Origin of the sequence: Malaciobacter halophilus, assembly GCF_002837275.1 — a bacterium.
Lineage (GTDB): Bacteria > Campylobacterota > Campylobacteria > Campylobacterales > Arcobacteraceae > Malaciobacter > Malaciobacter halophilus.
In genome coordinates, this window is sequence record NZ_NXIF01000026.1 from 76,171 (window position 1) to 100,644 (window position 24,474).

General features: G+C 28.5%; 19 protein-coding genes. All 19 read left to right on the forward strand.

The window, feature by feature from the left end; all coding sequences use genetic code 11:
• Positions 1-13: 13 nt before the first annotated feature.
• The 19 genes from CP960_RS06895 (at position 14) to CP960_RS06980 (ending at position 24,327) form a co-directional block, all read left to right on the forward strand.
• Positions 14-1,498, forward strand: a complete 1,485-nt coding sequence (locus tag CP960_RS06895) for a hypothetical protein (RefSeq protein ID WP_101184682.1) — start codon at positions 14-16, stop codon at positions 1,496-1,498.
• Between the two features lie 52 nt (positions 1,499-1,550).
• Positions 1,551-1,703 (forward strand): hypothetical protein, encoded by a 153-nt coding sequence (locus CP960_RS13735; RefSeq protein ID WP_162919097.1) that lies wholly within the window; start codon positions 1,551-1,553, stop codon positions 1,701-1,703.
• 532 nt (positions 1,704-2,235) lie between these two features.
• On the forward strand, positions 2,236-3,570 hold the full coding sequence (locus CP960_RS06900) for a hypothetical protein (protein ID WP_101184683.1): 1,335 nt from the start codon (positions 2,236-2,238) through the stop codon (positions 3,568-3,570).
• A 503-nt stretch (positions 3,571-4,073) separates the two neighbouring features.
• Positions 4,074-4,361: a type II toxin-antitoxin system Phd/YefM family antitoxin gene (locus CP960_RS06905; protein WP_101184684.1), complete on the forward strand. Its 288-nt coding sequence runs from the start codon at positions 4,074-4,076 to the stop codon at positions 4,359-4,361.
• The gene (locus tag CP960_RS06910; protein WP_101184685.1) at positions 4,354-4,674 is read left to right on the forward strand and encodes a type II toxin-antitoxin system RelE/ParE family toxin; all 321 of its coding nucleotides are present in this window, start codon (positions 4,354-4,356) and stop codon (positions 4,672-4,674) included. Before CP960_RS06905 ends, CP960_RS06910 begins: the two co-directional genes overlap by 8 nt.
• Before the next feature lie 137 nt (positions 4,675-4,811).
• Positions 4,812-5,435, forward strand: coding sequence for a recombinase family protein (locus CP960_RS06915; protein ID WP_101184686.1), 624 nt, complete (start codon positions 4,812-4,814; stop codon positions 5,433-5,435).
• A 2-nt stretch (positions 5,436-5,437) separates the two neighbouring features.
• Positions 5,438-5,662: a hypothetical protein gene (locus tag CP960_RS06920; RefSeq protein ID WP_101184687.1), complete on the forward strand. Its 225-nt coding sequence runs from the start codon at positions 5,438-5,440 to the stop codon at positions 5,660-5,662.
• A 13-nt stretch (positions 5,663-5,675) separates the two neighbouring features.
• Positions 5,676-6,788, forward strand: a complete 1,113-nt coding sequence (locus CP960_RS06925; protein ID WP_101184688.1) for a hypothetical protein — start codon at positions 5,676-5,678, stop codon at positions 6,786-6,788.
• The gene (locus tag CP960_RS06930) at positions 6,785-7,744 is read left to right on the forward strand and encodes a hypothetical protein (RefSeq protein ID WP_101184689.1); all 960 of its coding nucleotides are present in this window, start codon (positions 6,785-6,787) and stop codon (positions 7,742-7,744) included. The genes CP960_RS06925 and CP960_RS06930 overlap by 4 nt, the downstream gene beginning before the upstream one ends.
• 67 nt (positions 7,745-7,811) lie before the next feature.
• A complete protein-coding gene (gene hsdR, locus CP960_RS06935; protein ID WP_101184690.1) occupies positions 7,812-10,187 on the forward strand; it encodes an EcoAI/FtnUII family type I restriction enzme subunit R in 2,376 nt (791 codons plus the stop codon).
• A 22-nt stretch (positions 10,188-10,209) separates the two neighbouring features.
• Complete coding sequence (locus tag CP960_RS13915; protein ID WP_114815590.1) at positions 10,210-12,486, forward strand: N-6 DNA methylase; 2,277 nt, start codon at positions 10,210-10,212, stop codon at positions 12,484-12,486.
• Between the two features lies 1 nt (position 12,487).
• Positions 12,488-14,392, forward strand: coding sequence for an AAA family ATPase (locus CP960_RS06945; RefSeq protein WP_101184691.1), 1,905 nt, complete (start codon positions 12,488-12,490; stop codon positions 14,390-14,392).
• A gap of 2 nt (positions 14,393-14,394) precedes the next feature.
• Positions 14,395-15,789 (forward strand): hypothetical protein, encoded by a 1,395-nt coding sequence (locus CP960_RS06950; RefSeq protein ID WP_101184692.1) that lies wholly within the window; start codon positions 14,395-14,397, stop codon positions 15,787-15,789.
• Between the two features lie 2 nt (positions 15,790-15,791).
• The gene (locus CP960_RS06955) at positions 15,792-19,484 is read left to right on the forward strand and encodes a hypothetical protein (RefSeq protein WP_101184693.1); all 3,693 of its coding nucleotides are present in this window, start codon (positions 15,792-15,794) and stop codon (positions 19,482-19,484) included.
• 478 nt (positions 19,485-19,962) lie between these two features.
• Positions 19,963-20,193 carry a helix-turn-helix domain-containing protein gene (locus tag CP960_RS06960; RefSeq protein ID WP_101184694.1) on the forward strand — a complete coding sequence of 77 codons (231 nt, stop codon included), beginning with the start codon at positions 19,963-19,965 and terminating at the stop codon, positions 20,191-20,193.
• A complete protein-coding gene (locus CP960_RS06965; RefSeq protein WP_101184695.1) occupies positions 20,190-21,602 on the forward strand; it encodes a DUF3987 domain-containing protein in 1,413 nt (470 codons plus the stop codon). The genes CP960_RS06960 and CP960_RS06965 overlap by 4 nt, the downstream gene beginning before the upstream one ends.
• A gap of 325 nt (positions 21,603-21,927) precedes the next feature.
• Positions 21,928-22,497, forward strand: a complete 570-nt coding sequence (locus CP960_RS06970) for an anthranilate synthase component II (protein ID WP_101184696.1) — start codon at positions 21,928-21,930, stop codon at positions 22,495-22,497.
• Positions 22,494-23,696, forward strand: coding sequence for an ArnT family glycosyltransferase (locus tag CP960_RS06975; protein WP_101184697.1), 1,203 nt, complete (start codon positions 22,494-22,496; stop codon positions 23,694-23,696). Before CP960_RS06970 ends, CP960_RS06975 begins: the two co-directional genes overlap by 4 nt.
• On the forward strand, positions 23,689-24,327 hold the full coding sequence (locus CP960_RS06980) for a hypothetical protein (protein WP_101184698.1): 639 nt from the start codon (positions 23,689-23,691) through the stop codon (positions 24,325-24,327). The genes CP960_RS06975 and CP960_RS06980 overlap by 8 nt, the downstream gene beginning before the upstream one ends.
• The last annotated feature ends 147 nt before the right edge of the window (positions 24,328-24,474 follow it).

Here is a 24,474-nt window from a genome sequence, read left to right on the forward strand (position 1 = left end):
AAAGAGGATGAATATGAAAAAACAAAATCTTTTACTAATTGGATCAATTGCAGCAACGGTTCTTTTCTCTGGATGTGCAGGAACTCAACCATCTGTACCGATGACAAAAGATATTAAAAGTTTTAAAGATTATATTGTTAAAAAAAGAGGAAATACAAGTGATGTATATGAATACAATATCATCGCTGAAAAACCTCACCAAACTATCATAGAGTATAGAACTAAAAATGAGGTACCTGCTACAAGGGATGCAGGTGATGTTATGGAAGTTCTTGATGATGCTAAAGAGTATTGTCAAGCAATTGGTGGAAACGGTATCTATGGTGATCAAGCTATAAAAACCATAAACTCACTACCAACTGCATTTAGTGTTAATTATCTTGGATATAAAAATGAGATGAGATCTCAAGGTTTTGGGCATTATGATGGCTTTTATAAGTGTGCATCACTTAAAGATGGTTTTGAGATTGAATATATGAGAGATAATATTGAATTGCAACAAAACAATATGATAGGTGGTGGATATATGCAAACCTATTCAAGATACTACCATATAATCCACGATAAGCCTCAAAAAAGAGGTTCTAAGCTATGGCTAGTAAATGATGAGTTTAAAAGCTATACTCATAAATATCCAACTGCAAAAGATGCTTATAGAGTAGATGAGAGTGGCCAGTTTGATTACAAATATGAAAGAATAGGTTTTGCTCAAAAGTATTGTTCTATAAATGGTGGAAAGCTTTATGTAGCAAATGCACCAAGCTCTTATAAAAAGATGAGTATAGATGATTACTACTTTGTAAGACTAAATAAACTAAGAGAGAATAGAAGTGTAAATATCTTTATGAATAGGGATTACTTCTGGTGTGAGAACCAAAATAATCCAACTAAAGAGTTTACCTTGGTTCACAATGGCTCAAAGATTGATTATAAGCAAGGAGTAGCAAAAGAATATCTAAAAACAAAAAGAGTATCGTTTGAAAAAGCTAAAGTAGATACTATTCCCTTAAAAACCCTAAGTAAACCTCAAGAGGTATCAAAAGATAGTGTAATCAATAGCTTTAATGAAAAGTTAGCCTCATCCCTTAATGTTGAAAAAGCTTTAGCTACTTTTACCCTTGCATCAAAGAACGATACATATAAATCAGTTGGCCAACTAGAATATGAAACATCATACAACGGTATTGAGTCAGATGGATGTGAGTATGCAAGTGTTACAAAAACATTAATGCAAAACTCTACAATACATAACTTTAAACAGTGTAATGATGGAGATGTTACTTACCTTGGTAAAACTGGTGTAGAAGAGCTTACAGATGAAGCTAAAGAGCAATTAGCATCAATGATCAAAGTATTAAAATCAAGTTGTGATCTTCAAAACAGTGCAACTGCAAATATCAATGAATTTACCTTTAAATGCTTTAAAAATCCTCAAAGTAGTAGCTATAAATATTTAGTTATGAAAGATGGAAAGTTATTAGATATAAAAAAATATTAACTAAAATTTGATAAAATAAATAGTGTTAAATTAATTTGTAAAGGAAAGAAAAATGCCATTTTTACTTCTTTTAATTGCACTATTTATTTTCACTTTAGCCAAAGGTGAACAAGATGCGGCATTTTTTATTTTGATGATGATTGTTGCAGCAGTTCTTGCAACATATAATAAAACTTTTAGAGAATCAATAAGAGAGTTTTTTTAGGGAGTTAAATATGATATTAGAAACAATTGCAATTACTTTAGTCGTAGTTGGTGCACTTTTAAGCCTTGCAAAGTATCGATATGAAAATGGATACTCTAAGCATAGTCCAAAGTAGACTATAAATAAATTTTATTGTATCTTTTAGAAAATGGAGGCATTAGGTTTTGTTATAAGTAAAGCAAAGGAATTTTTTAATAAATATCTATCTTTGTAACTACATATATATTTAAAATTGACATTTGTTGTTCAAAAAGTCCAAGTTTGAGAAAATCTATAAACTTTATTTCTTGAACACTTTTGGGAACAAATTATACCTCTACATAAGGGTTATAAAACCAATATATGAAACTTTCTAATTTTGTTTCATACTTTAAAACTTTAGAAAGAGACTGCTCAGAACTTTCTGTTGTCAGATCAATTTAACTCTTTTTTATTATAAGTCAAAATAAATATTGCAATCTGTAACACTTTTTTTATACAACAAAAAAGTATAATAGAATTCCAAAATAAAATTATATTAAAAAGGATAAGAATGCTAAACATTTTAAAAAACTTTATTAACAGTTTTAATTTCAGAAAAAAAGAATTTAAAGAAATAGGTTTTGACATAAACATTGATGAAAACAATGGTTCTTCTGCAATTGTTTTCCCTCAATATACTAGAGAAGAACTAACTATTGAAGACTTATCTGATGATCTTTCAAATATTTCAAGCGTTACCACTGATTATCTTATAAAGAAACTACGTAAATATGCTCATGTTTTTGAGAAGTATGACCTTAGTATTGTCGTGAATGAGAATAAAAGTTCTTCTCCTTATGTATTTAAAACAATTTTCCCAGAAAGTATTATAGAAGGAGTTTTTGTCCCAGTTATAGGACAAAAAGGTATTCATACAATAAATAAAGAGACACTTCAAAATATAAGTACAGTACCTAAACTTTTTGATTATACTGTAATGCTTGATAGTAATATAGTAAGCAAGGCAGAAACGTATTTTACCAACAAAATAGGAACCTTTTGCGATAGTTTTCAACATATTGAGAGCAAGCAATTAAATTACGACCCTTCACCTTACTTAATAGAACAACTTCTTGAAGGATATGAAAAAAATGGAGATAATTATCGTTTAAATAAAAAAGATAAAAATATTGCTGGTCTGGTTCAAAATGTACGTGTAGTTCATAAAAATTTACATTTTAAAATAAAAGATGAAGAAAAATATATTAACAATTTTATAAAAGAGCTTAACATCATGGCAAAAAGTTTATTTAGATATTACAATATTAATAAATTATCATTAATTTACATTTTAGAAGCGAGAGCTTTATTTACAACAAAACAAGAAGTTAAAAGAAAAAGGCATGTTCTTGAGTCTCTTACAAATAATGACTTACCTATTGGATTTAGAGTACTTAAACTAATGTCTCTGTTTTTTAAAGATGATAATTATAGTTTTTTTGGAAAAGTAAGAAATTTTAACAACGAAACAGACTTTATAAATGACTTAAATAATACAGCAAGAGACTTGTTAATATGTACTCTTCCATCAATAATGAATTCATCAAATTTATTTCCTATCCTATATACTGATGATAGACCTTTGAGAAAAGCATATGAAGATTTGCAACCTGATTTAATTTTGCATATAGGTGAATTTAATCAAGTTTCACATATTTATTTAGATATTTTAGAAGAGTATCATAAAAATAAAAAGTTTAAAGATTTTTTTACAGAAGAGAATAATGAAAAGAGAATCAAAAGTTCAAGAAATCCAAATATTTTATTCTCTGATAAAATAAAAGAAGCAAAAAATAATTTAATAAAACTATTAAAAGAAAAAAGTTCAAAAAAGAAGAATAAATGACCAAGACACTATATTAAATAATTTAAGGTATCTATAATTCTTTTAATAAGAGAATAAATTACGGAATGGATATTATATTGGTAAGTTTTTTCCCTTATGTACCAATAGTCTGAAAACCTATTAATTAACTTGTTGCAAATATCAGTACTATTTAGCACAAATTCGACAATAAAATAAATTACTTCATGTGATACGAAAACATCTATTTTTCATACCATTAAATGGTGTGATAATTTTGAATTACTTTTTTGGAAGTATTAAAGTGCTTCGTTTTTATTTCTCAAGATCTATCAAAAACAAAAAATACAGCACAAATTATTTTAAAAAAATTAATCTCAACAGATTTAAGAGATATTTTTAGCATATTTGCACTAAAATCGTTAGGAGTATTAAAGTGCTTCGTTTTTGTAATCAAACAGAAATATAACAGTCATTTAATTTGTAAATATAAGTATATATGCTATAATCTACAAAATATTACGGAAAACTTATAGGAAAATATTATGGTAACATATGGAACGAATGAATTAATCCCATCTTCGGAATTTGCTAAGAAGTTTGGAACATACTTAACACAAATTAAAGATCATAGTGTAGATAAACTGGCTATATTAAAAAACAACAGAGTTGAAGCAGTAGTTATATCAAAAGATGAGTATGAATCTATGAAAGAGGCATTAAAAGAAGTTGAAGCTAAACAAATATTAACTTCTATTAAAAAAGGTCTTAACGATGTAAAGGATAATAGAACTCATTCAATAGATACATTATGGGATCAACTGGATGATTGAATATAGTGATAACTTTTTAAAAGAGGCTAAAAAACTATCAAAAAAATATAAACTTCTAAAGACAGATTTAAAACAAGCTGTAAATGAGATTTTAGATAACCAAGACTTAGGGGTATATTTAGGTTGTGACCTTTATAAGAAAAGGGTTAAAAACTCTTCAATTCCCACAGGGAAAAGTGGTGGGTTTAGAATTATTATATATAAGCAAGTAGAAGAAAAGATTATACTAATCTCAATATATTCAAAAAATGATAAAGAATCATTAACTGATGAAGAGTTGAGTGAACTTGTGAATCTTCATTTTAATAAATAATATTAAAAATCTAGCTTTTATTTACTTTTTAATGTTCATTAAATAACACTTTAATTTTACTAATAAAAGTATATTTATTTAGTAAAAATATAAAACTATTTATGCTATAATTACCTTAACAAGTAAATGAGGTAAAAATGGCAAAAACTATAGGGTATATAAGAGTAAGCACAGACCAACAAGATTTACAAAATCAACAGCACTCAATTTTAAACTATGCAAATAAAACTTCTCTTGGTAAAGTTGAGTTTATAGAAGTGAAAATAAGTAGTCGCAAAAAAGATGAAGATAGAAAAATAGATGAGCTTTTTAAAAACTTACAAGCTGGTGATCATCTAATAGTATCTGAACTTAGTCGTATAGGAAGAAGTGTTGTAAATGTTGTCACTATTATAAATCAACTCATAGCCCATGGGGTAAATATTCATATATTAAAAGAGCAGCTTTTTATAAAACCAAACGAACAAAATCCATTTACAGACTTTCAAATAAATATATTCTCAGCTTTTGCACAACTAGAGCGTGATCTTATAAGCAAAAGAACAAAAGAAGCACTACAAGCTAGAAAAGCAAAGGGAATAAAACTAGGAAAACCAAAAGGTACTATTCAAAGTAGTATTTACGATAAAGACAAAGATAAAATCAAAGAGCTTCATAATCTTGGAGTAACCCTTACAAATATTTCAAAAAAACATTTAGGCTATGGAACTATCAAAAGTCTAAGTGAATATGTAAAAAATAAACTAAACAAGGAGGACTAATTATGGAACAAGTAAAAACAGTGATGCAAGAAGAGTTTGTAAAAGAGTATGATTTTTATAAAGACTATGATGATATGGTTATTCACAAAGAAACAGAACAAATCTTTAAAACTAACTTTATAAATGGTATGGTTCAGTTGGTACCTGTTAGTAATCATAAAGCGATGCAAAAAATTGAACAAGGTATGAGTGAGTTTGCGAAAGAACTTAAAAGACAGGGATTTTGAGTAGGTGATTATTATGAAAAATTTTGATAAATACGTAAATGAGAATATTAAAGATTTTAGCGAAGTTAGAAAATTATTGGAAGAAGATAATATAAAAAAAATTTCTTATAAAGATAATTGGAATACTAATAATCATACTAAATTGTTATTAGATTTTTTTAAAATTGATATGAAAAATGAAGTTCTAAATTTAGAGGATATTTTTTTTCATAGAACTGAGAAGTATTCATTTTACACAACATTTTCATTAAGTGAAATCTTAAAAAAGCAAGAGCTTGAAGAAAGTAGTTTTGAAGAAAATGAACAAATTGAAATTTTACTACCATATATAAAGGAACCTAAATACTTCCGTGAAATGATAAAACCTTTGAACAAAATTATAGATGTCAAATACTCACCGTATATTCATTTAAATAATGACAGAAATAAGATGTGTTTGACTATATATGATTACACTAATAATGAAAATAAGAATTTAAAAATTATAAAAGCTGATCATATATCTAAAAATCCACTGTATGGACTTTTACATTACATTAATTTAGATTCGTATTTATTTAGTGGGAAAGCACTTGCTTTACAAAGATTAAAAAAAGTTTCTTTAGATCAAAAAAATTTTAATATGTATCAAAAATTTTTTGATAACATAAAAATAAATGGATATAAGTTTAAATTAGAGGTTAAAGAGTCTTCAAATATTAATTTAGAGAAAAAATTTTTAAGTCTATTTTTTTATCATGAAAATAAGAATACAACGGACAGTATTTTATCCTTCGAGAATTTTGATATTGAGTTTATAATTACATTTTTTGAAAGATTTTATTATTTAGATACTGCACTAGAGCAAATAAATCAAAATAATATGCGTCTAAGATTTTATTTTGATGAACAAGATGTCATTAAACTTCAAATTCATAATGACCAAATTGAAATAGAAAAAGATGCAACATTATTGTCAAACTTATTAAGGGATGTTTTTCAAGAACAGGATTTAGGTATCATCAATGTTTTCAAGTTTATCTTGAGTAATCAATATGACATAAGTAAACGGATAAGTAAAGAGAGTTATTATAATTTTGATGTACGAAAACAAATCATATATAAAATAAGAGGGCTTATGAAATGAAAAATAAATCAACATCATTTTTATTAATTATCCTAATTATCATTCCTACAATAATGGGTTTAGTCGTTATATCAAGCTTTATATTTATAGGATTTAATCATTATCAAGACTTTATGAATGCTTCAGGTCTTGATAAATATGGGCAAGTTGGTGATTTCTTTTCTGGACATATTAATGGCTTTATATTGTTGACAATAATTGTAAGTTTATATTTTCAAAGAGTTAGTATCAAACAAACTTGGGAAAGTATAAAACAGCAATCAGAAGCAAATCAAACCATTAGTGAAGACTTAAAAAGAAGTATAGAAGCTAATGAACTTCAGACAAGGGAGTTTATTACAACCAACCATAAAAACGATTTTAACGAAGAAATCAAATATATTCAATCGATTGAAAAAGATTTAAATTTAGAATATTTGTATGATAATGAATTTAAAAAAAGTCATAAACTTAATAATCAAAAGCTATTTGAGTTATTTAGAAGAAAAGATTATTTGGCAAAATTAATAGATAATGTAAAAGACATAGAATTACAAAGTTCTTTAAGACATAAATTTGAATCAGCAAGCATGGGGCGATACAATAATAAAAATCAAGAATTACTTGAAAATGTTTTTTCTTTTAATGAAATTTTAAAGGTATTTAATGATTTTGTAGATTACATTCATAAAAATAAGATTGAAGAAGATCCATGCTCTTTTGAGCACATTTATGAATTTTTAATAACAAAAAATCAAAATAAAGTATATTCTGAAAATGTTAATAGGTTTGAATTATTTGAAGAAATATCATCAACTTATAACAACATAATTGAAAATAATATCATTGATGGTAAAAAAGTAGGATTTCGGGTCAATATGCAAGAGTTGTGGGAAGTAATATTTAATCGTATTAGCCAATATCGCGTAAAGAATTATTTTAAAACTATTATTAAAGATTATCAATCATCTTTATAGATTAAAAAATAACGCTTTTATGCAAGATATGATAATATAAAAAACAATAATAATTTAGGTTTGTGGTATGTCAAAGAAAAATTTAACAGAACGAGATATTTGTACCAAATTTATCACTCCAGCATTAGAAAGTGCAGGATGGGATATCTATACTCAAATATTAGAAGAATTCCCTCTTACAAAAGGTAGAATAATTGTTCGAGGAAAGTTACATGCAAGAGCTCAACACAAAAGAGCTGATTATGTACTTTTTTACAAACCGAATATTCCAATAGCCGTTATCGAAGCAAAAGATAATACACACTCTATGAGTGATGGTATGCAACAGGGTCTTGGCTATGCGGAACTTCTTCAAGTTCCTTTTGTATTTAGTTCAAACGGTGATGGATTTATTTTTCACAACAAAATAGCACAAGATGGTATTTTAGAAAAAGAGATAAGTTTAGATGAATTTCCCTCTCCCGAAACACTATGGAATATGTGGACAAAAAATCAAGGCTTAGATGAAGAACAAAACACTTTAATCACTCAAGATTACTATAGTGATGGAAGTAAAAAAACACCAAGATATTATCAACTTTTAGCTATCAATAAAACGATAGAGGCTATCGCAAAAGGTCAAAATAGAATCCTTTTGGTAATGGCAACAGGTACGGGGAAAACTTTTACAGCTTTTCAGATTATTTGGAGATTATGGAAATCAAGAGCTAAAAAGAGGATTTTATTTTTAGCAGATAGAAATATTTTGGTTGATCAAACTATGACCAATGACTTCAAACCATTTGGCTCAGCGATGACAAAAATCCAAAAAAGACAAGCAAATAAATCTTATGAAATTTATCTTTCTCTTTATCAAGCAGTTACAGGCAACGATGAAGAAAAAAATATCTATAAACAATTTAGCCCTGACTTTTTTGATTTAATTGTAGTAGATGAGTGTCATAGAGGAAGTGCAGCAGAAGACTCAGCTTGGCATGAGATATTGAGTTACTTTTCATCAGCTACTCAGATAGGTCTTACAGCTACACCAAAAGAGACAAAAGAAGTTTCAAATATCGACTATTTTGGCGATCCAATTTATACGTATTCACTCAAGCAAGGTATCGAAGATGGATTTTTAGCTCCTTACAAAGTAGTTAGAATTGATATAGATAAAGATATTGCAGGTTGGAGACCAGACAAAGGTATGGTGGATAAATACGGAAATGAGATAGAAGATAAAATCTACAACCAAAAAGATTTTGATAAAACTTTAGTATTAGAAAAACGAACCGAACTTGTAGCCAAAAAAGTGAGTGATTTTTTAAGACAGACGAATCGTTTTGATAAAACAATCATCTTTTGTGAAAATATAGATCATGCAGAGCGAATGAGACAAGCTCTTGTAAATGAAAACAGCGACCTTGTAGCTCAAAACCATAAATATGTCATGAGAATTACTGGAGATAATGAAGAAGGAAAAGCAGAGCTTGATAATTTTATCTTTCCAGAGAGCAAGTACCCTGTTATAGCAGTTACTTCAAAGCTTATGACTACAGGAGTTGATGCTCAAACATGCAAGCTCATAGTACTTGATCAAAGAATTCAATCTATGACGGAGTTCAAACAAATCATAGGTCGTGGAACTAGAATAAATGAGGATTTTAACAAATACTATTTCACTGTCATAGACTTCAAAAAAGCGACAGAACTATTTGCAGACCCAGATTTTGATGGTGAACCAGTACAAATTTATACCCCTAAAAATCCTGATGACTCACCAGTACCACCTGATGATGAGACAGAAGAGAATTCAGAAAACACAAGTAATCAAGATGAACAAAATCCACAAAACAATGATTTTACATTTGATGATAGTAATAATAATGAAGAAGGCTCAAAGGTACGAAAATATGTTGTTTCAAATGTTGAAGTAAAAGTAGCAGCTGAGAGAGTTCAATACTTTGATGCAAATGGAAAACTTATCACAGAATCTTTAAAAGATTACACCAAAAAAACACTCTCAAAAGAGTTCGCATCTTTGGATGATTTTTTGACAAAATGGACAAAATCGGAGAAGAAGCAAGCCATTATCGAAGAGCTATCAAATCAAGGGATATTTTTCGAAGCACTTGCCGATGAAGTGGGTAAAGATTGTGACCCGTTTGATTTACTTTGTCATGTAGCTTGGGATATGCCTCCGCTTACACGAAAAGAGCGAGCCGAGCAAGTAAAAAAACAAAATTACTTCACAAAGTACGGTGAGAAAGCAAGAATAGTTCTTGAAGCTCTTCTTGATAAATATGCCGATGAGGGAATCGTACAAATCGAACAAACTCAGATTTTGACTGTTTCACCTTTTACAAATATTGGTACACCTATAGAAATCATCAAAGCTTTTGGTGGACTTGAACAGTACAATCAAGCAATTCACGACTTAGAACAAGCACTTTACTGTGCATAAAATTAAATTATTAGGATATTAAATGGCTATTGGAACTTTGATAAAAATCATACAAGATATTATGAGAAAAGATGTGGGTGTTGATGGAGACGCTCAAAGAATTAGTCAGATTGTTTGGCTACTTTTTCTTAAAATATTTGATGACAAAGAGCAAGAATGGGAGCTAACAGTACCAAACTACAAATCACCTCTTCAAAATCGTTTCAGATGGTCAAACTGGGCAAAAAATCCAGAGGGTATCACAGGCGATGAGCTTATAGATTTTGTAAACAACGACCTATTCCCATCTCTTAAAAAACTAGCTAACACCGCTGGAGTATCAGAATACGGAAGAGTTATAGGTACAGTATTTGAAGATGCTTACAACTATATGAAATCAGGAACACTTCTAAGACAAGTTATCAACACTATAGAAGAGGATGTAGATTTTAACTCATCTACAGATAGACACCTATTTAATGATATTTATGAAAAGATTTTAGCAGACCTTCAATCGGCAGGAAATGCAGGAGAATACTACACACCAAGAGCCGTGACTCAGTTTATCGTAGATATGATAGACCCACAACTTGGGGAATCAGTAATGGATCCAGCTTGTGGTACGGGTGGATTTTTGACATGTGCCATAGACCATCTCAAAAAGCAAGTAAAAACTCCAGACGATACAAAAATATTGTCAAACTCTATTCATGGGATAGAGAAAAAACCACTTCCACATATGCTTGCTATGACAAATATGATGCTTCATGGTATCGATGTACCTACAAACATAAGACATACAAATACTTTAGGCGATAGACCATACAAAGATTATGGACCTAAAGATAGGGTAGATATCATCATTACAAATCCACCATTTGGTGGGATGGAAGAAAACGGTATAGAGTCAAACTTCCTTAAAAAGCACCAAACAAGGGAAACGGCAGACCTTTTTATGGCTCTTATTATGCACCTACTTAAGCACGACGGTGGACGAGCAGCAGTGGTACTTCCTGATGGATTTTTATTTGGTGAGGGGGTAAAAACCACTCTAAAAAGAGAGCTTCTTGAAGAGTTCAATCTTCACACGATAGTAAGACTTCCAAAAGGTGTATTTAGCCCATATACAAGTATCAATACAAATATCTTGTTTTTTGAAAAAGGTGGACCGACAAAAGAGGTGTGGTTTTTTGAGCACCCATATCCAGATGGATACAAATCATACTCAAGATCAAATCCATTAACAATAGAAGAGTTTGACCTAGAAAAAGAGTGGTGGAGTGGAAGTAGCCGTAAGGGGCGAAAAGTTACAAAAAATGCTTGGAAAGTAAGTGTAAAAGAGCTTGAAGAGAGAAACTATAACTTTGACTGTAAAAATCCTCACTTTGAAGAGATAATCCACCAAGACCCAGTGGAACTTGTGAGTGAATATGAAAATATGCAATTAGAGCTTCAGAAGGTACAAAGTCAGCTAAAATCAGAGCTAATTCAAGCATTCGAAAATACAGATAAAGCAATGGAAATTTTTTCAAATAACTTTAATGATTTTTTCTCTACTAAACAAAATATTGCTAAATTAAAACAATTAACTTTACAACTTGCTATGCAAGGCAAACTTGTATCACAAAATCCAAATGACCAACCTGCAAGTGAGCTGTTAAAAGAGATTGAAAAAGAGAAAAAAGCCAATAAAGTAAAATCACTTGAGCCTATTAAGTCAGAGTTACTTCCTTATGATTTGCCAAATGGGTGGCAATGGGTTTATCTCAATGATTTTGGTCTTTGGAAGTCTGGTTCAACACCAAGCCGTACAAATAGTGCTTATTATGGAGGAGATATTCCATGGGTAAAATCTGGAGAAGTAAAACAAGGGCTTATTAAAAATACTGAAGAAACAATTACTCAAAAAGCATTAGATGAGTGTTCTCTTGGTCTTAATCCTGTTGGTTCTGTATTGGTAGCAATGTATGGTGCTAATATTGGAGAAGTTGGAATATTAGAAGTTGAAGCTACAACAAATCAAGCGATTTGTGCATGTCAAACATTTAGTAAAATCAATAACCAGTTTTTAAAATTTTTAATCGATTCACTCAAAGGGTATTTTATCTCTCAAGGAGCTGGTGCGGCACAACCAAATATTTCAAGAGTAAAAATTATCAATTCAATAGTTCCTTTGCCACCATTTAACGAACAACAAAGAATCGTAGAAAAAATAAATCAACTTATGGCTTTATGTGATGAGCTTGAAAAACAGATAGAAAACAGCTCATCAAAACAAACACAACTACTAAATGCCATCATGTCGAATTTAGGAAAATAAAATGCGATTAAAATATGTTTTTATCAAGGAGTACAAAAATTTAAAAGATTTTGAAATAACATTTGATGGAAGTAGTTTTATCGATATATTTGTAGGTAAAAACGGCTCTGGAAAATCTAACTTTTTTGAGGCTTTGATAAAGATTTTCCATCATTTACATAAAGATGCAGAGATTTTATTTGACTATATCATTAAATATGAGATGAATGGGCAGGAAATTGAAATCAAATGGGAAAATAACCAAAGATATGTTGGTGGAAGACCTCAAGTAACTTTAGGTCAAGCTCCATTTCCAAATAATATCATAGTTTATTACTCAGGGCATAATAAACAAATATCGTATCTATTAGAACAGTATGAATCATCTTTTGGTAAGAGAATTAAAAATTCTACTGTTGATGATAGTAGATTTTTTATTAGGATTGGTCCAGAATACAAGGAGATTTTATTGTCAGTTTTATTACTGCAAAATGAAAGTAATAAAGCTAGAGAATTTTTGGTTAATCAATTAGGAATACACCGTTTAGGTATGCAAAAGCCTGGACAGAGTGACTTAACAGAACCGATATTAAAATTAGTTTTAAAGCGTCCAAAATATGCAAAAACTGATTCATTTAATATAGAGCATAATGATGAAAGTGATCAATATTGGAAAGCTGATGGGTTAGTGAAAGATTTTTTAACCAAAATATCTTTATGCAAAACCAGTACACCAGGTGGTGTGACTGTAACCGAAGGTTATTTGAGTTCAGATGATAAATATATTTTATATTTTGAAATCGAAAAAATACAAAATGAATTTAGTGGCTATACATTGAAGCAACTATTTAATCAATTTGATAATCTAAAAACTCTTGGCATGTTAGAAAGTATGTCAATTCCATTAGAACTAAACAATGGTTTGAGCGGGAATATTTTAGATTTTAGTGATGGTCAATTTCAATCTATTTATATATACACCATTATGGAGATTTTTAAAGATTTAGAGAGTGTTACTTTGCTAGATGAACCAGATGCATTTTTGCATCCAGAATGGCAATTTAAATTTTTGGAACAAGTATATGAGATAACAAACACTACTTCAAAAAACAATCATGTTTTAATGAGTAGCCATAGCGCAATTACTTTGGTAAATTATGATAATAGAAAAATTAGAATGTTTGTTTTTGAAAGTAATCAAGTTAAAAACAGAAATGTTACGAAAGATTATGCAATAAGCCAGCTCTCTTCAAATATGATTCAATACAGTGAAAATGAACAGATATTAAGTATTCTAAGAAATATAAACATTGAACAACTTCCTGTTTTATTTACAGAAGGCAGTACAGATCCTGATATAGTAAAAGTTGCTTGGCAAAAATTATATGCAGAAGAACCTATGCCCTTTATCCCAATTTATGCTTTTAATTGCGTTTATCTAAAGCAATTATTTCAAGATGAACGAATTCACAATGAGTTAAACCAAAGACCAGCATTTGCTATGTTTGATTTTGATGAAGCATACAATGAATGGAATGTTTTAAAATCTAAAACCGATACTTGGAATTTTATTGTAAATGATCCATATAAAGGCTTATGTGTTCAAAATCCTACGAAAAATTTATTTGCTTTTTTGCTTCCTGTACCTGAGATAGAAGCAATTGAAAAACAAGTTATATCTGATAAACCAAGTAAAACGCATTATGCTCATGAATCTAGAATGGGAATAGAACATCTTTTTTATACTGCACCAAATATAGATTCTTATTTTGAAATTCAACCAAAACCTGGTGGTGCTCAAATTGTTCATTTTAAAGGGGATAAAACACAATTTGCCAAAATAGCTGTCAAGGATATTGAAGCATCATATTTTGAAGTTTTTAGACCAATGTTTGAGCTTATAAAATCGAAATGTACAGGAAATTGAATATGGCAGCAAAAACAATTTTTACAGTCGGATTTCAATTGCCTACAAAAGACATTTTTCAGTATCAAAGCTTTCATTCTAACACATCACTTTTAGATGCAGATATTATTTTATTTGAGCCTAATCTAGTATATCAAGCAGATTATATTAATCCTACTTTTCAAGGGAAGCCTAGCTTATCAGAATCTAGTTCAACACAATGTATGGAAGCTATAAATCATTGGAGAGAAGAGCTGAAAATGGCTTTTGAGAGTGGTAAAACTATTATTGTATTTATGAAAACTATAGAACAAGTTTTTTACAGTACTGGACAAAAGCAATATTCAGGAACTGGTAAAAATACAAGAACGACAAATATTGTAGATATTGTAGAAAATTATAAAATGCTACCAATAGATTTTACAAATAAGAAAGTGGCAAATGGTAAAAATATGAAATTTACTCAAAATGCCAATTTTCTAAAACCTTATTGGGAGCTTGTAAAAAACTTCGCTGAGTATCAACTCTATTTTGATCATGAAAAAGTAAAACCCTTGATTCTTACAAAAAGTGGAGATAAAATAGTTGGTGGAATGTTGCAAAATGATAAGGGTGGAACAATTTTATTATTACCACCGTTAAAATTGCCAGATAATTTTATAGAAATAACTAGATGGTCTAAAGAGGCTATACAATTTGGAAAATCACTTTTAGGCCAAATTATAGCGATTGATAAGGCATTGAAAACATCCATAGAAAGTACTCCAGCTCCACAATGGCTTGAAGAAAAAGAGTTTCAGCTAGATATAGAGCAGAAATATCTAGATGAAATTAATGCATTAAATCAGCAAATAGAAGAAATAAAATCGCAAATTGAGCAAAAGCAAACTGAACTTTCTAAACATTCATTATCAAAAAAACTGTTGTATGAAAATGGTAAACCTTTAGAATATGCAATCATAGATGCGTTGCAAACGATAGGTTTCAAAGCAGAGAACTATGATGATGGAAAATCTGAATTTGATATTGTATTTGAATCTGATGAAGGAAGATTTATCGGTGAAGCTGAGGGAAAAGACAACTCGGCAATAAATGTAACTAAGTTTAGACAGTTGGAATCAAATATTCATGAAGATTTTGAGCGAGATGACGTTACAGTACATGCAAAAGGTGTGCTGTTTGGTAATCCATTTAGATTATTGCATCCAAATGAGAGAAAAGAGTTCTTTAGTCAAAAAGCTATTGATTCAGCAAAAAGAACTGGAATAGCACTTGTAAATACTCATGAACTATTTGAAGTAGTTAAGTATATCAAAAATACAGATAATCAAGACTATGCAAAGTTGGTAAGAGAATGTTTTAAAAGTATAAGTGGGGAGATTATTAAGTTTCCATTATGTGAAATTAACAAAGAATAATAATGCTACAACACATCCAATACGAGTTGATACAAGATTTATATAAAAAATTATACTTGTACAAAAACAATACTTTTGAAAAAGATCACATCTATGATTTTAAAAATAATGATGCTCAAATAGTATCGAAAATTTTAATCAAGAGCAAATTGAATTTTCAATTAGATAAAGAAACAATAAACTCATTTTTGAGTGGCAAGAGAAAAGTAAAAAACTTATCAACAAATGATGAGATTAATATACAAAGTTCAGTAACTTTAGATGAATTAGAAAATTTTTCTTTAATATGGTTTGTTAACGATAAGGCTAGAGTGCCTTATAGCTACAAAAATGAAGACAACTTAACAATTCAAAAAACTGTTAATGATTTATCTTCGCTTATTTATGGGTTAAATGATTATGAGAGAAGTGAATTACAAATCACCAAAGATGAGCTTTTACAAATTAGTAAAAGCTTTGACTCTTTGGATTATTTAGAAAGTAGATATAACAATAAATTTACTTTCAAATTCTTATATGAAGATATTAAACCTATCGGTAGTGAACTATGGAAACTTTTATATCTACAAAATAAATCGAAAAAAGAGGCCTTTGAAAAATGGCTTGATTTAATGTCTAATGCTTTTGATTACAGAGACATTATCAATTTAGATTTTGAAAATGAAAAATCAAAAAATGCTTTTTTAGACGAAATTGTTGAATATATTCTATCTTCTAAAGAACTTCAAGAACCATGGACTGATACATATAAAAAGCTTTATTTGGAAGCAACGAGACATCATCATTCTGTATATGAGCATAATCCAGCATTACCAAATGAGTTAAAGGAACTTAATCCAAATAAAAATATATTGGATGCTTTTTTATGGTGGAACAGTAAGGCTATTACAGATAGACTTTTTCCAATGGGAATCAGTATATATGAAAATTTGATTTATTTTATAGTAAAAAATGATAGTTATTTACCTGATGAAAATTTAAGTTTTTATAGAACAAAGAAATTGTTTGACAACTGTTTAAATAGACCTTTTTTAGCAGGTCAGCTTTTAACAAAATTTTTCAATGATTCTTTGATCCCTTTTTACCTAAGTAATCGTAATACTTTAGTTATAGGTATGATGCATATTTTATCAAATAATAATACTCCAAATCTTAGAACAGATACAAATGATTATATGATCCAATGGAAAAAAATAATTTGGAATCAGTCGTTAGATATTTTCTTTTCATTTTTTAAAAATTTATCAAATAAAGAAGAGGTAGCTAGAATAATATCTGAACTATTAATTTTACTTTCTGAGGATGTCTATAGCCAAAATAATAGAACTATTTCTTACTTAACAATAACGTTCGAATATCTTGAAAAAATACAAACAAGAATAGTGACAAACCAACCTAAAGAGTTTTTACTTAAGGTGATTCTTAATGAACTTATTGATAAAGCGATAGAAAAAGATTTTGGTAATAATTTCTGCTTTAGTCTACCATATGAAAAAATAAATTTATTATTATGGCTTTTGTCAAAAGTGTATCAAGAGTCTTTAGCTGTAAACAATAATTGCAAGACAACTGATTTGGCATCAAAGATAATAAACGAAGTATTAAGGCTCTATACAAGTTCTATAAACGAAGCTTTAGAATCTTCTAATGGATTGCAAGAAGATGAAAAATTATCTAGATTTAATTGGGCTTTAGTCTTAGAATTATCAACAAATAATCAAAAGAAAGCTTTTTTGGATGTAGGTAAGCAATTATTAAAAAATATTCCTATCGCAGATGATGCAATATATCCAAAACTTAAAACAATAAGAGTCCATTTAAAATTATTACTAAGCTTATATACAAGTGCCTCTATAGGTGATAAATCTGAAATTGAGAAAGCCATTTTAGAAACTGTTAAATGTTTGACTGATACGCAAAATTGGAAAAGTGATATTTTTCAGGCTTTTTTAGAGAGAGATAATAATATGATGTTTGAGTCATTTGCTCAAATTTCTAATCAATTCAGTGATAAAGGGAAAGAGGAATTTGATAGTCATGTTTTAAACAATGCTAGTACTGCGAACTTATTTAAGCTTCTAAAACATACTGCTTCAAAAAAAAGAAAAAAACAGATTATAAATGAACTTACAAAACGGCAAATTTCTGAAGAAGATTTTACTTCTATTCCCGAAATAATAGGGTGTCTCGTACTTTCTTTAAATGAAGTTGACTTACAAGATTATTCAGACTCTCTTTTATATATCTTTGAACAAAATCAAAGAGGAAATTATTATACAAAAACACTTCAAGAAATTAAATACAAATCGACTGTTGTAAAAATTTTTAATCAAAAAGTTTTAAAAAGAGACGAAAGAATTAAGAAAATTAATCAAGTTGAGAATCCATTTAATGATAAGAAAAATTTTGGCAATCCTAATCAATCTATGCAAGCAGAAGTCGATAGATATAGAAAATTCTTGATTGGACTACTTTATTTTGAAGATGAGCCACAGACTACATATAACTGTCTCAAGGCTCTTTTAGATGATTCCATTCAACCATCATACGCTAGTAATATGCTCAATGCTAGATATAAAATTATTGAAAAAAAGTTTCAACGTGATGATAAAAGATATTTAGAAGCTTATAAAAATGCTATTGAAGAGTGGGAGAATTATTCAAAATTATTTTTAAATCATATTTTAGATAAGTATGAATATTTATTGTTGCTTGAGGGATATCAAATTATAAACAATAGTGAAAAGTTTTTAAAATATTGGAAGCAAATACCTGAATATTTACAAAAAGACTTAGACGTGGTGCCAATTAGATGTAAATTTTTACAAAAAGAACGTTTATCACATATAGCACTAGAATACCTTGATGAAGTTATTCAATTTCATGGTGAACTTGATACACAAGAGCAAGCAAAGCTTGAAAATATTCGTAAAGAGTTAAATGAAAATCTTGAAGTACAGTATTTAACAAAATTTGAGCCAAAAGAGAATTTTGAAAACATAAGGTTATCTTTAAGGGATGCTCAAAATTATTGGTTAAAAATAAAAAATATGCTAGATGAGGATCATGCAAATATATTTTCACGCTCTCAAGATTCTACTTTAGATGATTTTATTTTGGAAATGATGCGTTTAATATCTTTAGAACTATTAGAGCGTAGAGAAAATATTAAAGAAAAAAATACGAAATTATATATTGAAGATATGATTAATGACTGGGTAACTTCATTAATAAATCAACGAATGGATTTTATTCAATGGAGTGCTAGGGATCAATCAAGAGGTGGTAAATCAGCAAGTAGTAATGCAAATAGAAAAGGTTCTGGAGAAAGAGATATTATAGTATCTAATCAATCAAAAAATGATCTTTTTTTAATAGAGGCTTTTCGATTATTTGGGTGCACAAAACAGACTATCAAAACACATATGGATAAATTAGATGGATACAATGCCAAAGGGTGTAGAGTGTTAATTGTTTTGGTTTATTGCAAAGTGAATGATTTCCCAAAACTATGTAGTGATTATAAAGATTATTTAGCACAACAACAATACAAAAATTTTGATCCAATTGATTTATATACACACTCTTTTTTAGATGTTGATTCTAGAGAACTTAGGCTCAAAATTTTTAAAGAAATAAGAAAGAAAAATCAAAATGATATAGTTTTATATCATCTATTATGTGATTTTAATTGAGCTGAAACAAAAACTTATAAAAGGCTGTCAATAACGGTATTGACACTCAAAAAGAATTAAAGAAATTTAGATTTTTCAAGACATAAATTTAAGTAAAATCTAAAAAAATATACTTTAAAATTTCAATACTGGTGATACATAGTGATCATCAGTAACACGAGCTGATAAAGCTAGTGTACTCATGACATAAGGATTTTTGATGGGTTGCCTTTTGTCATCATGATATTTAAGATGTATTGAATGTAAAAGTAAATCAAAATACTAGTTAGATTTGCTAAATGGATAGATAAACAGTGCACTGTTAATATGTAATTATGAAATGCAAACAGTATGGATCGCTGATGAATGATCCACCTTTGATTTAAGCAAAGGTTCAGTCCTAACCCATCAGCTTAATCAAAGTGCCTAAAATGTAGAGATGGAAAGTATGGAAATTAGTAACTAGTTTTTCAGCTCCTTTAAAGTCAAAGGAGTAAAAATGAATAATCTAAGCCATACGTTATATCTAGACTATGGGTACATGTTAACTAAGAAAGATTTAGCCGAAGTGCTTGGAGTAAGTCTTTCTACTGTTAACAGAAGACTATCTTTGGGAGGTGATACTTTACCACCCTATCAAAAAGTAGGGCGACAGTATCGTTTTCCAGTTCGTGGTGTTGCAGAGTATATCGAAAATACTATGAACAAAGAAAAAGGTTTTGCTTCATGAGTCAGTTAGAAAACTGGCTCAAGGCAGAGCCTATTATTAAAAATACAACACCTATTTTATCAAAAGTTCCATCAAGTTTAGTAAAGTTAATACAGATTGCAGATAAAAAAACGTTTGTTTCAACGGATGTTTTAGCTATTACCTCATTGAGTGTTTTAGCACCTCTTTGCAATGGTATCAAACTTTTTCGAAATCTTGATGATATAGATGGAGATAGAGTAGTTGTATATGTTGCTTCATTTTTTAGAAGTGGAGGTGGGAAAACAAGTGCAGTAAATCTTTTAAAAGATGCTTTTTTAGGTTGGCTAGATGAGTATTATGCTAAAAAATATGAGACAAATGAAAAGTTAAAAGAAGAGCTTGAAAAAGAGTTAGAAGTTTGTAAAGATATTCAAGAAAAAAAGCTTCTAATTAAAAAGCTCAATGCTTTAAAAAATGGTGTAGATGTCTTTATACCCAATGCAACAGAAGCAGGATTAAAGGAGAGTCTAAAAAATGGCTCTACTCCCTTAATTACCCTAGATAATCTGGGCAAAATGATTGCTATTTCAAAAAGAAATGAGCATGTGGGACAACTTCTTAAAATGGTTGATGAGATATTTGACAGTGCAAACTGTTTAACCAATAGAACAGTTTCACAAGGTAGAACTCAAAATATCAAAATAGGTGGTTTGGGACTTTATGCTGCATCTACATTGGGAAACTCTGGCTTATCGTCAAGAATGATTCAAGAAGGTCTTGAAGATGGACTTTTAAATCGATTTTTGATTGTATTTCAGCAAGAGATTAATAAAAATATACCTTTTGAAAAGTATTTGAGTAAAGAAGAGCTAAAAGAGTTTGTTGTTTTTGCTAAAAAATTCTATGTTTACGCCTCTAAACATAATTTACTTTTAAGTGAAGAGGCAAAGCAAGAAGCTATAAAGTTTAATACAAAAATCAGCAAAGAGTTTCGAACAAAATACTCCATAGGGGATGAAACATCTGGATTTAGCTCAAGAAGTATTACAATGCTTTACAGAATTGCTATCATCTTTCATATAGCTCAAAACTGTTTCAGTGAGTCTCATGAAAATATTGAAGCTATACTAGATAAAACAATGAGTTTTGATAGAGAAGTAGTTTTAATATCAAAAGAGACAATGCAATGTGCAATTGATTTTTTGGACTATGTAAAGAAGGAGCATACATTTAAGATATTAGATGTTGCAAATCAAAATAGTAAAAAATCTACCCCGCAAAAAGTTTTTGAAGCGATTCAAAGATTATGTGATAAAAACAGGCGTTGTACGATTCGAGAAATTACACAATCTTCAAAAGTAACTCAAAAAGATGGATTACTACAGATACTTGATGACCTAGTTTCGATTGAAAAAATAAAAAAAGAGAGTGAATATTACACTCTCTAAGTCAACAATCAACAAATGCTCAAAAGCCTTTAAATTTCGCTTTTGAGTGTTTCTTTGCATGTTTTCAACAGTTTCAACATTTAAAGTGTTGAAATTTGTTGATTACCTTCTTTCAACACACTACTTCCTTTAATATGAAGATAAATTAAAATGTTGAATGTTGAAAATACTAAGGGTATATTTAATTCAAAAAATACACGAATCAAGGTATAATATACCCAAATTTATCCATAAGGGTAGATTTTGGGTAGTTTTTGACTATCTAAGAAAATTTATAAAATTTGAAAAGCCTTTAATATAGGGGTTTTTAAGGGAAAAATAAAATATGATTTTAATGATTGATAATTATGATTCTTTTACTTATAATATAGTTCAATATTGTAAAGAATTAGGTGCAAATTTAAAAATTATAAGAAATGATGAGCTAAGTGTTGAAGAGATAAAAAAACTAAATCCAGAAAAAATTATTATTTCTCCTGGTCCTGCTACTCCTGATGATGCTGGAGTATGCTTAGAAGTAATTGAAAAATTTGCTGATACTACTCCTATTTTTGGAATATGTTTAGGACATCAAAGTATTGCACAAGTATTTGGTGCAAATGTGATAAAAGCAAAAAATATGATGCATGGAAAAACATCAAAAATAAAAAAGTGCTTTGATACACCTATTTTTAAAAATATACCAAATGAGTTTACTCAGACAAGGTATCACTCTTTAACAGTTGATAAAAATAGTATTACAGAAGATATTATACCTACATCATATAGTTTAGATGATGAAGAGATTATGTCATTACAAATAAAAGATAAAAAAATTTATGGAGTACAATTTCATCCAGAATCTATAATGAGTGAATATGGATATGAGATGATTGATAATTTTCTAAAATTATGATAGATACAACTAATCAATACAATAAAATTGTTTATACAACCTTAATAGTCACTACAATTGTATTGATTTTTGTATCAAATACTTTAAGTATTTCTTATAAAGAGGCTTTGAATTTTTTTGAAAATAACTCTTTATTATCTCTTTTGACCAATGTATCAACTTCAATTTTTGGACAAAATGATATAGCATTAAGGTTACCTTTTATCACATTTTATTTTTCAAGTGTTATTTTAATCTACTTAAATACAAAAACATATTTTAAATATCAAAGTGATAGGGTGGCATCAACTATAATTTTTATGTTTTTACCAGGAGTTTTAAGTGCTTCTCTTTTAGTTAATAGTGCAATTGTAGTAACTTTTTGTACACTTTTTTATATATATTATTATCAAAAAACACAAAAACATAATTATGTTTTTTTAATTGCGTTTTTATTTGTTGATAATTCATTTGCAATATTTTTCTTAGCAATATTTTTTTATTCATTAAGTAAAAGAGATAATCTAATGATTTATGTAAGTTTGATTTTATTTGGATTATCTATGGGAGTGTATGGGTTTGAAAGTACTGGAAAACCTAAAGGTTTTTTTATTGATACCTTTGCTATTTATGCTTCTATTTTTTCTCCTTTTTTATTTTTATACTTTTTTTATTCACTTTATAGAATGGGAATAAAAAAGCAAACTTCTTTTATTTGGTATATAAGTGCAACTGCTTTAATATTTTCTATTGTATTTTCTTTTAGACAAAAAATTTATATTGAAGATTATGCACCTTACGTTGTTATTGCTATTCCTTTAATGTTAAAATTATTTATGCATTCATATAGAGTTAGATTAAAGCAATTTAGAAAGAAACACTTCTATTTTGCACTTTTAGTTCTAATAACATTATCTTTGAATATTTTTATTACCATTTTTAATAAACCTTTATATTTAGTTTTAGATAATCCAAAAAAACATTTTGTATATAAATATCATTTAGTAAAAGAGTTAAGTGAAAAATTAAAAGAACTAAATATAAATCACATATCATCAAATGATGAAGAGTTATTATTAAGACTTAGATTTTATAAAGTATATGAAGGTGATAAATATTTTATATCATTAAAAAAACTTGATAATTACGATATTAAAATCCCAATTGTATATTATGGAGTTGAAGTTGCAACTGCATATATAAATAAAGAAGATGAATAAAAAATCATTCTCTTTATTAGAGCTTATATTTATACTTACTTTAATAACAATAATTACTGCTTCTTTTTATTCTAATACTTCCTTTGAAAAATTGAAAGATAATAATATTGATACTGCAACAAATCGTTTAGTGTTATATTTAAAACAGACACGATATCAAGCTTTATTGGATGATAAAAAAGAGTTAGATGAACAAAAATGGCATAAAAAAAGATGGACATTGAAATTTTTTGAGTGTGATAAAAGTATTGGTGGAATATATTATGTAATATATAGTGATGAAAATCTAAAAGGTCATCCAAATAAAAGTGAGAGTTTAAAAGATGCATTATCAAATAAATATATTTATAGTTCAAATAGCTGTGTGAATAGTTATGATACATCAAAATATGTTTTGTTAACAAAAGTATTTGGAATACAAAAAGTAGATGTTAGTTGCAAAATGGATTCTTCTTTAGGAAAAATATCTTTTGGAAGTGATGGATGGGTTTATAAAAAGTTGAGTACAAATGAAAATGAACACTATAAATATAGATTAACAAAGCCTTGCATTATAAAACTTATAGATAAATATAATAATAAAAGAGAAATTGTAATAGAACATGAAAGTGGATATATCTATAAAATATAGAGAAAAAATAAAAAAAGAGGTAAAAAGCAGAAAAATTCAAAAATTTAAGCTGTAGTTAAGGGTAAAGGGTTGACAAGATAGATAAATTTGTCTATAATTCCCGTCCAAATTCGCTGAGGCTAAAAAGAGAAGCAAGAGAGAGGATTT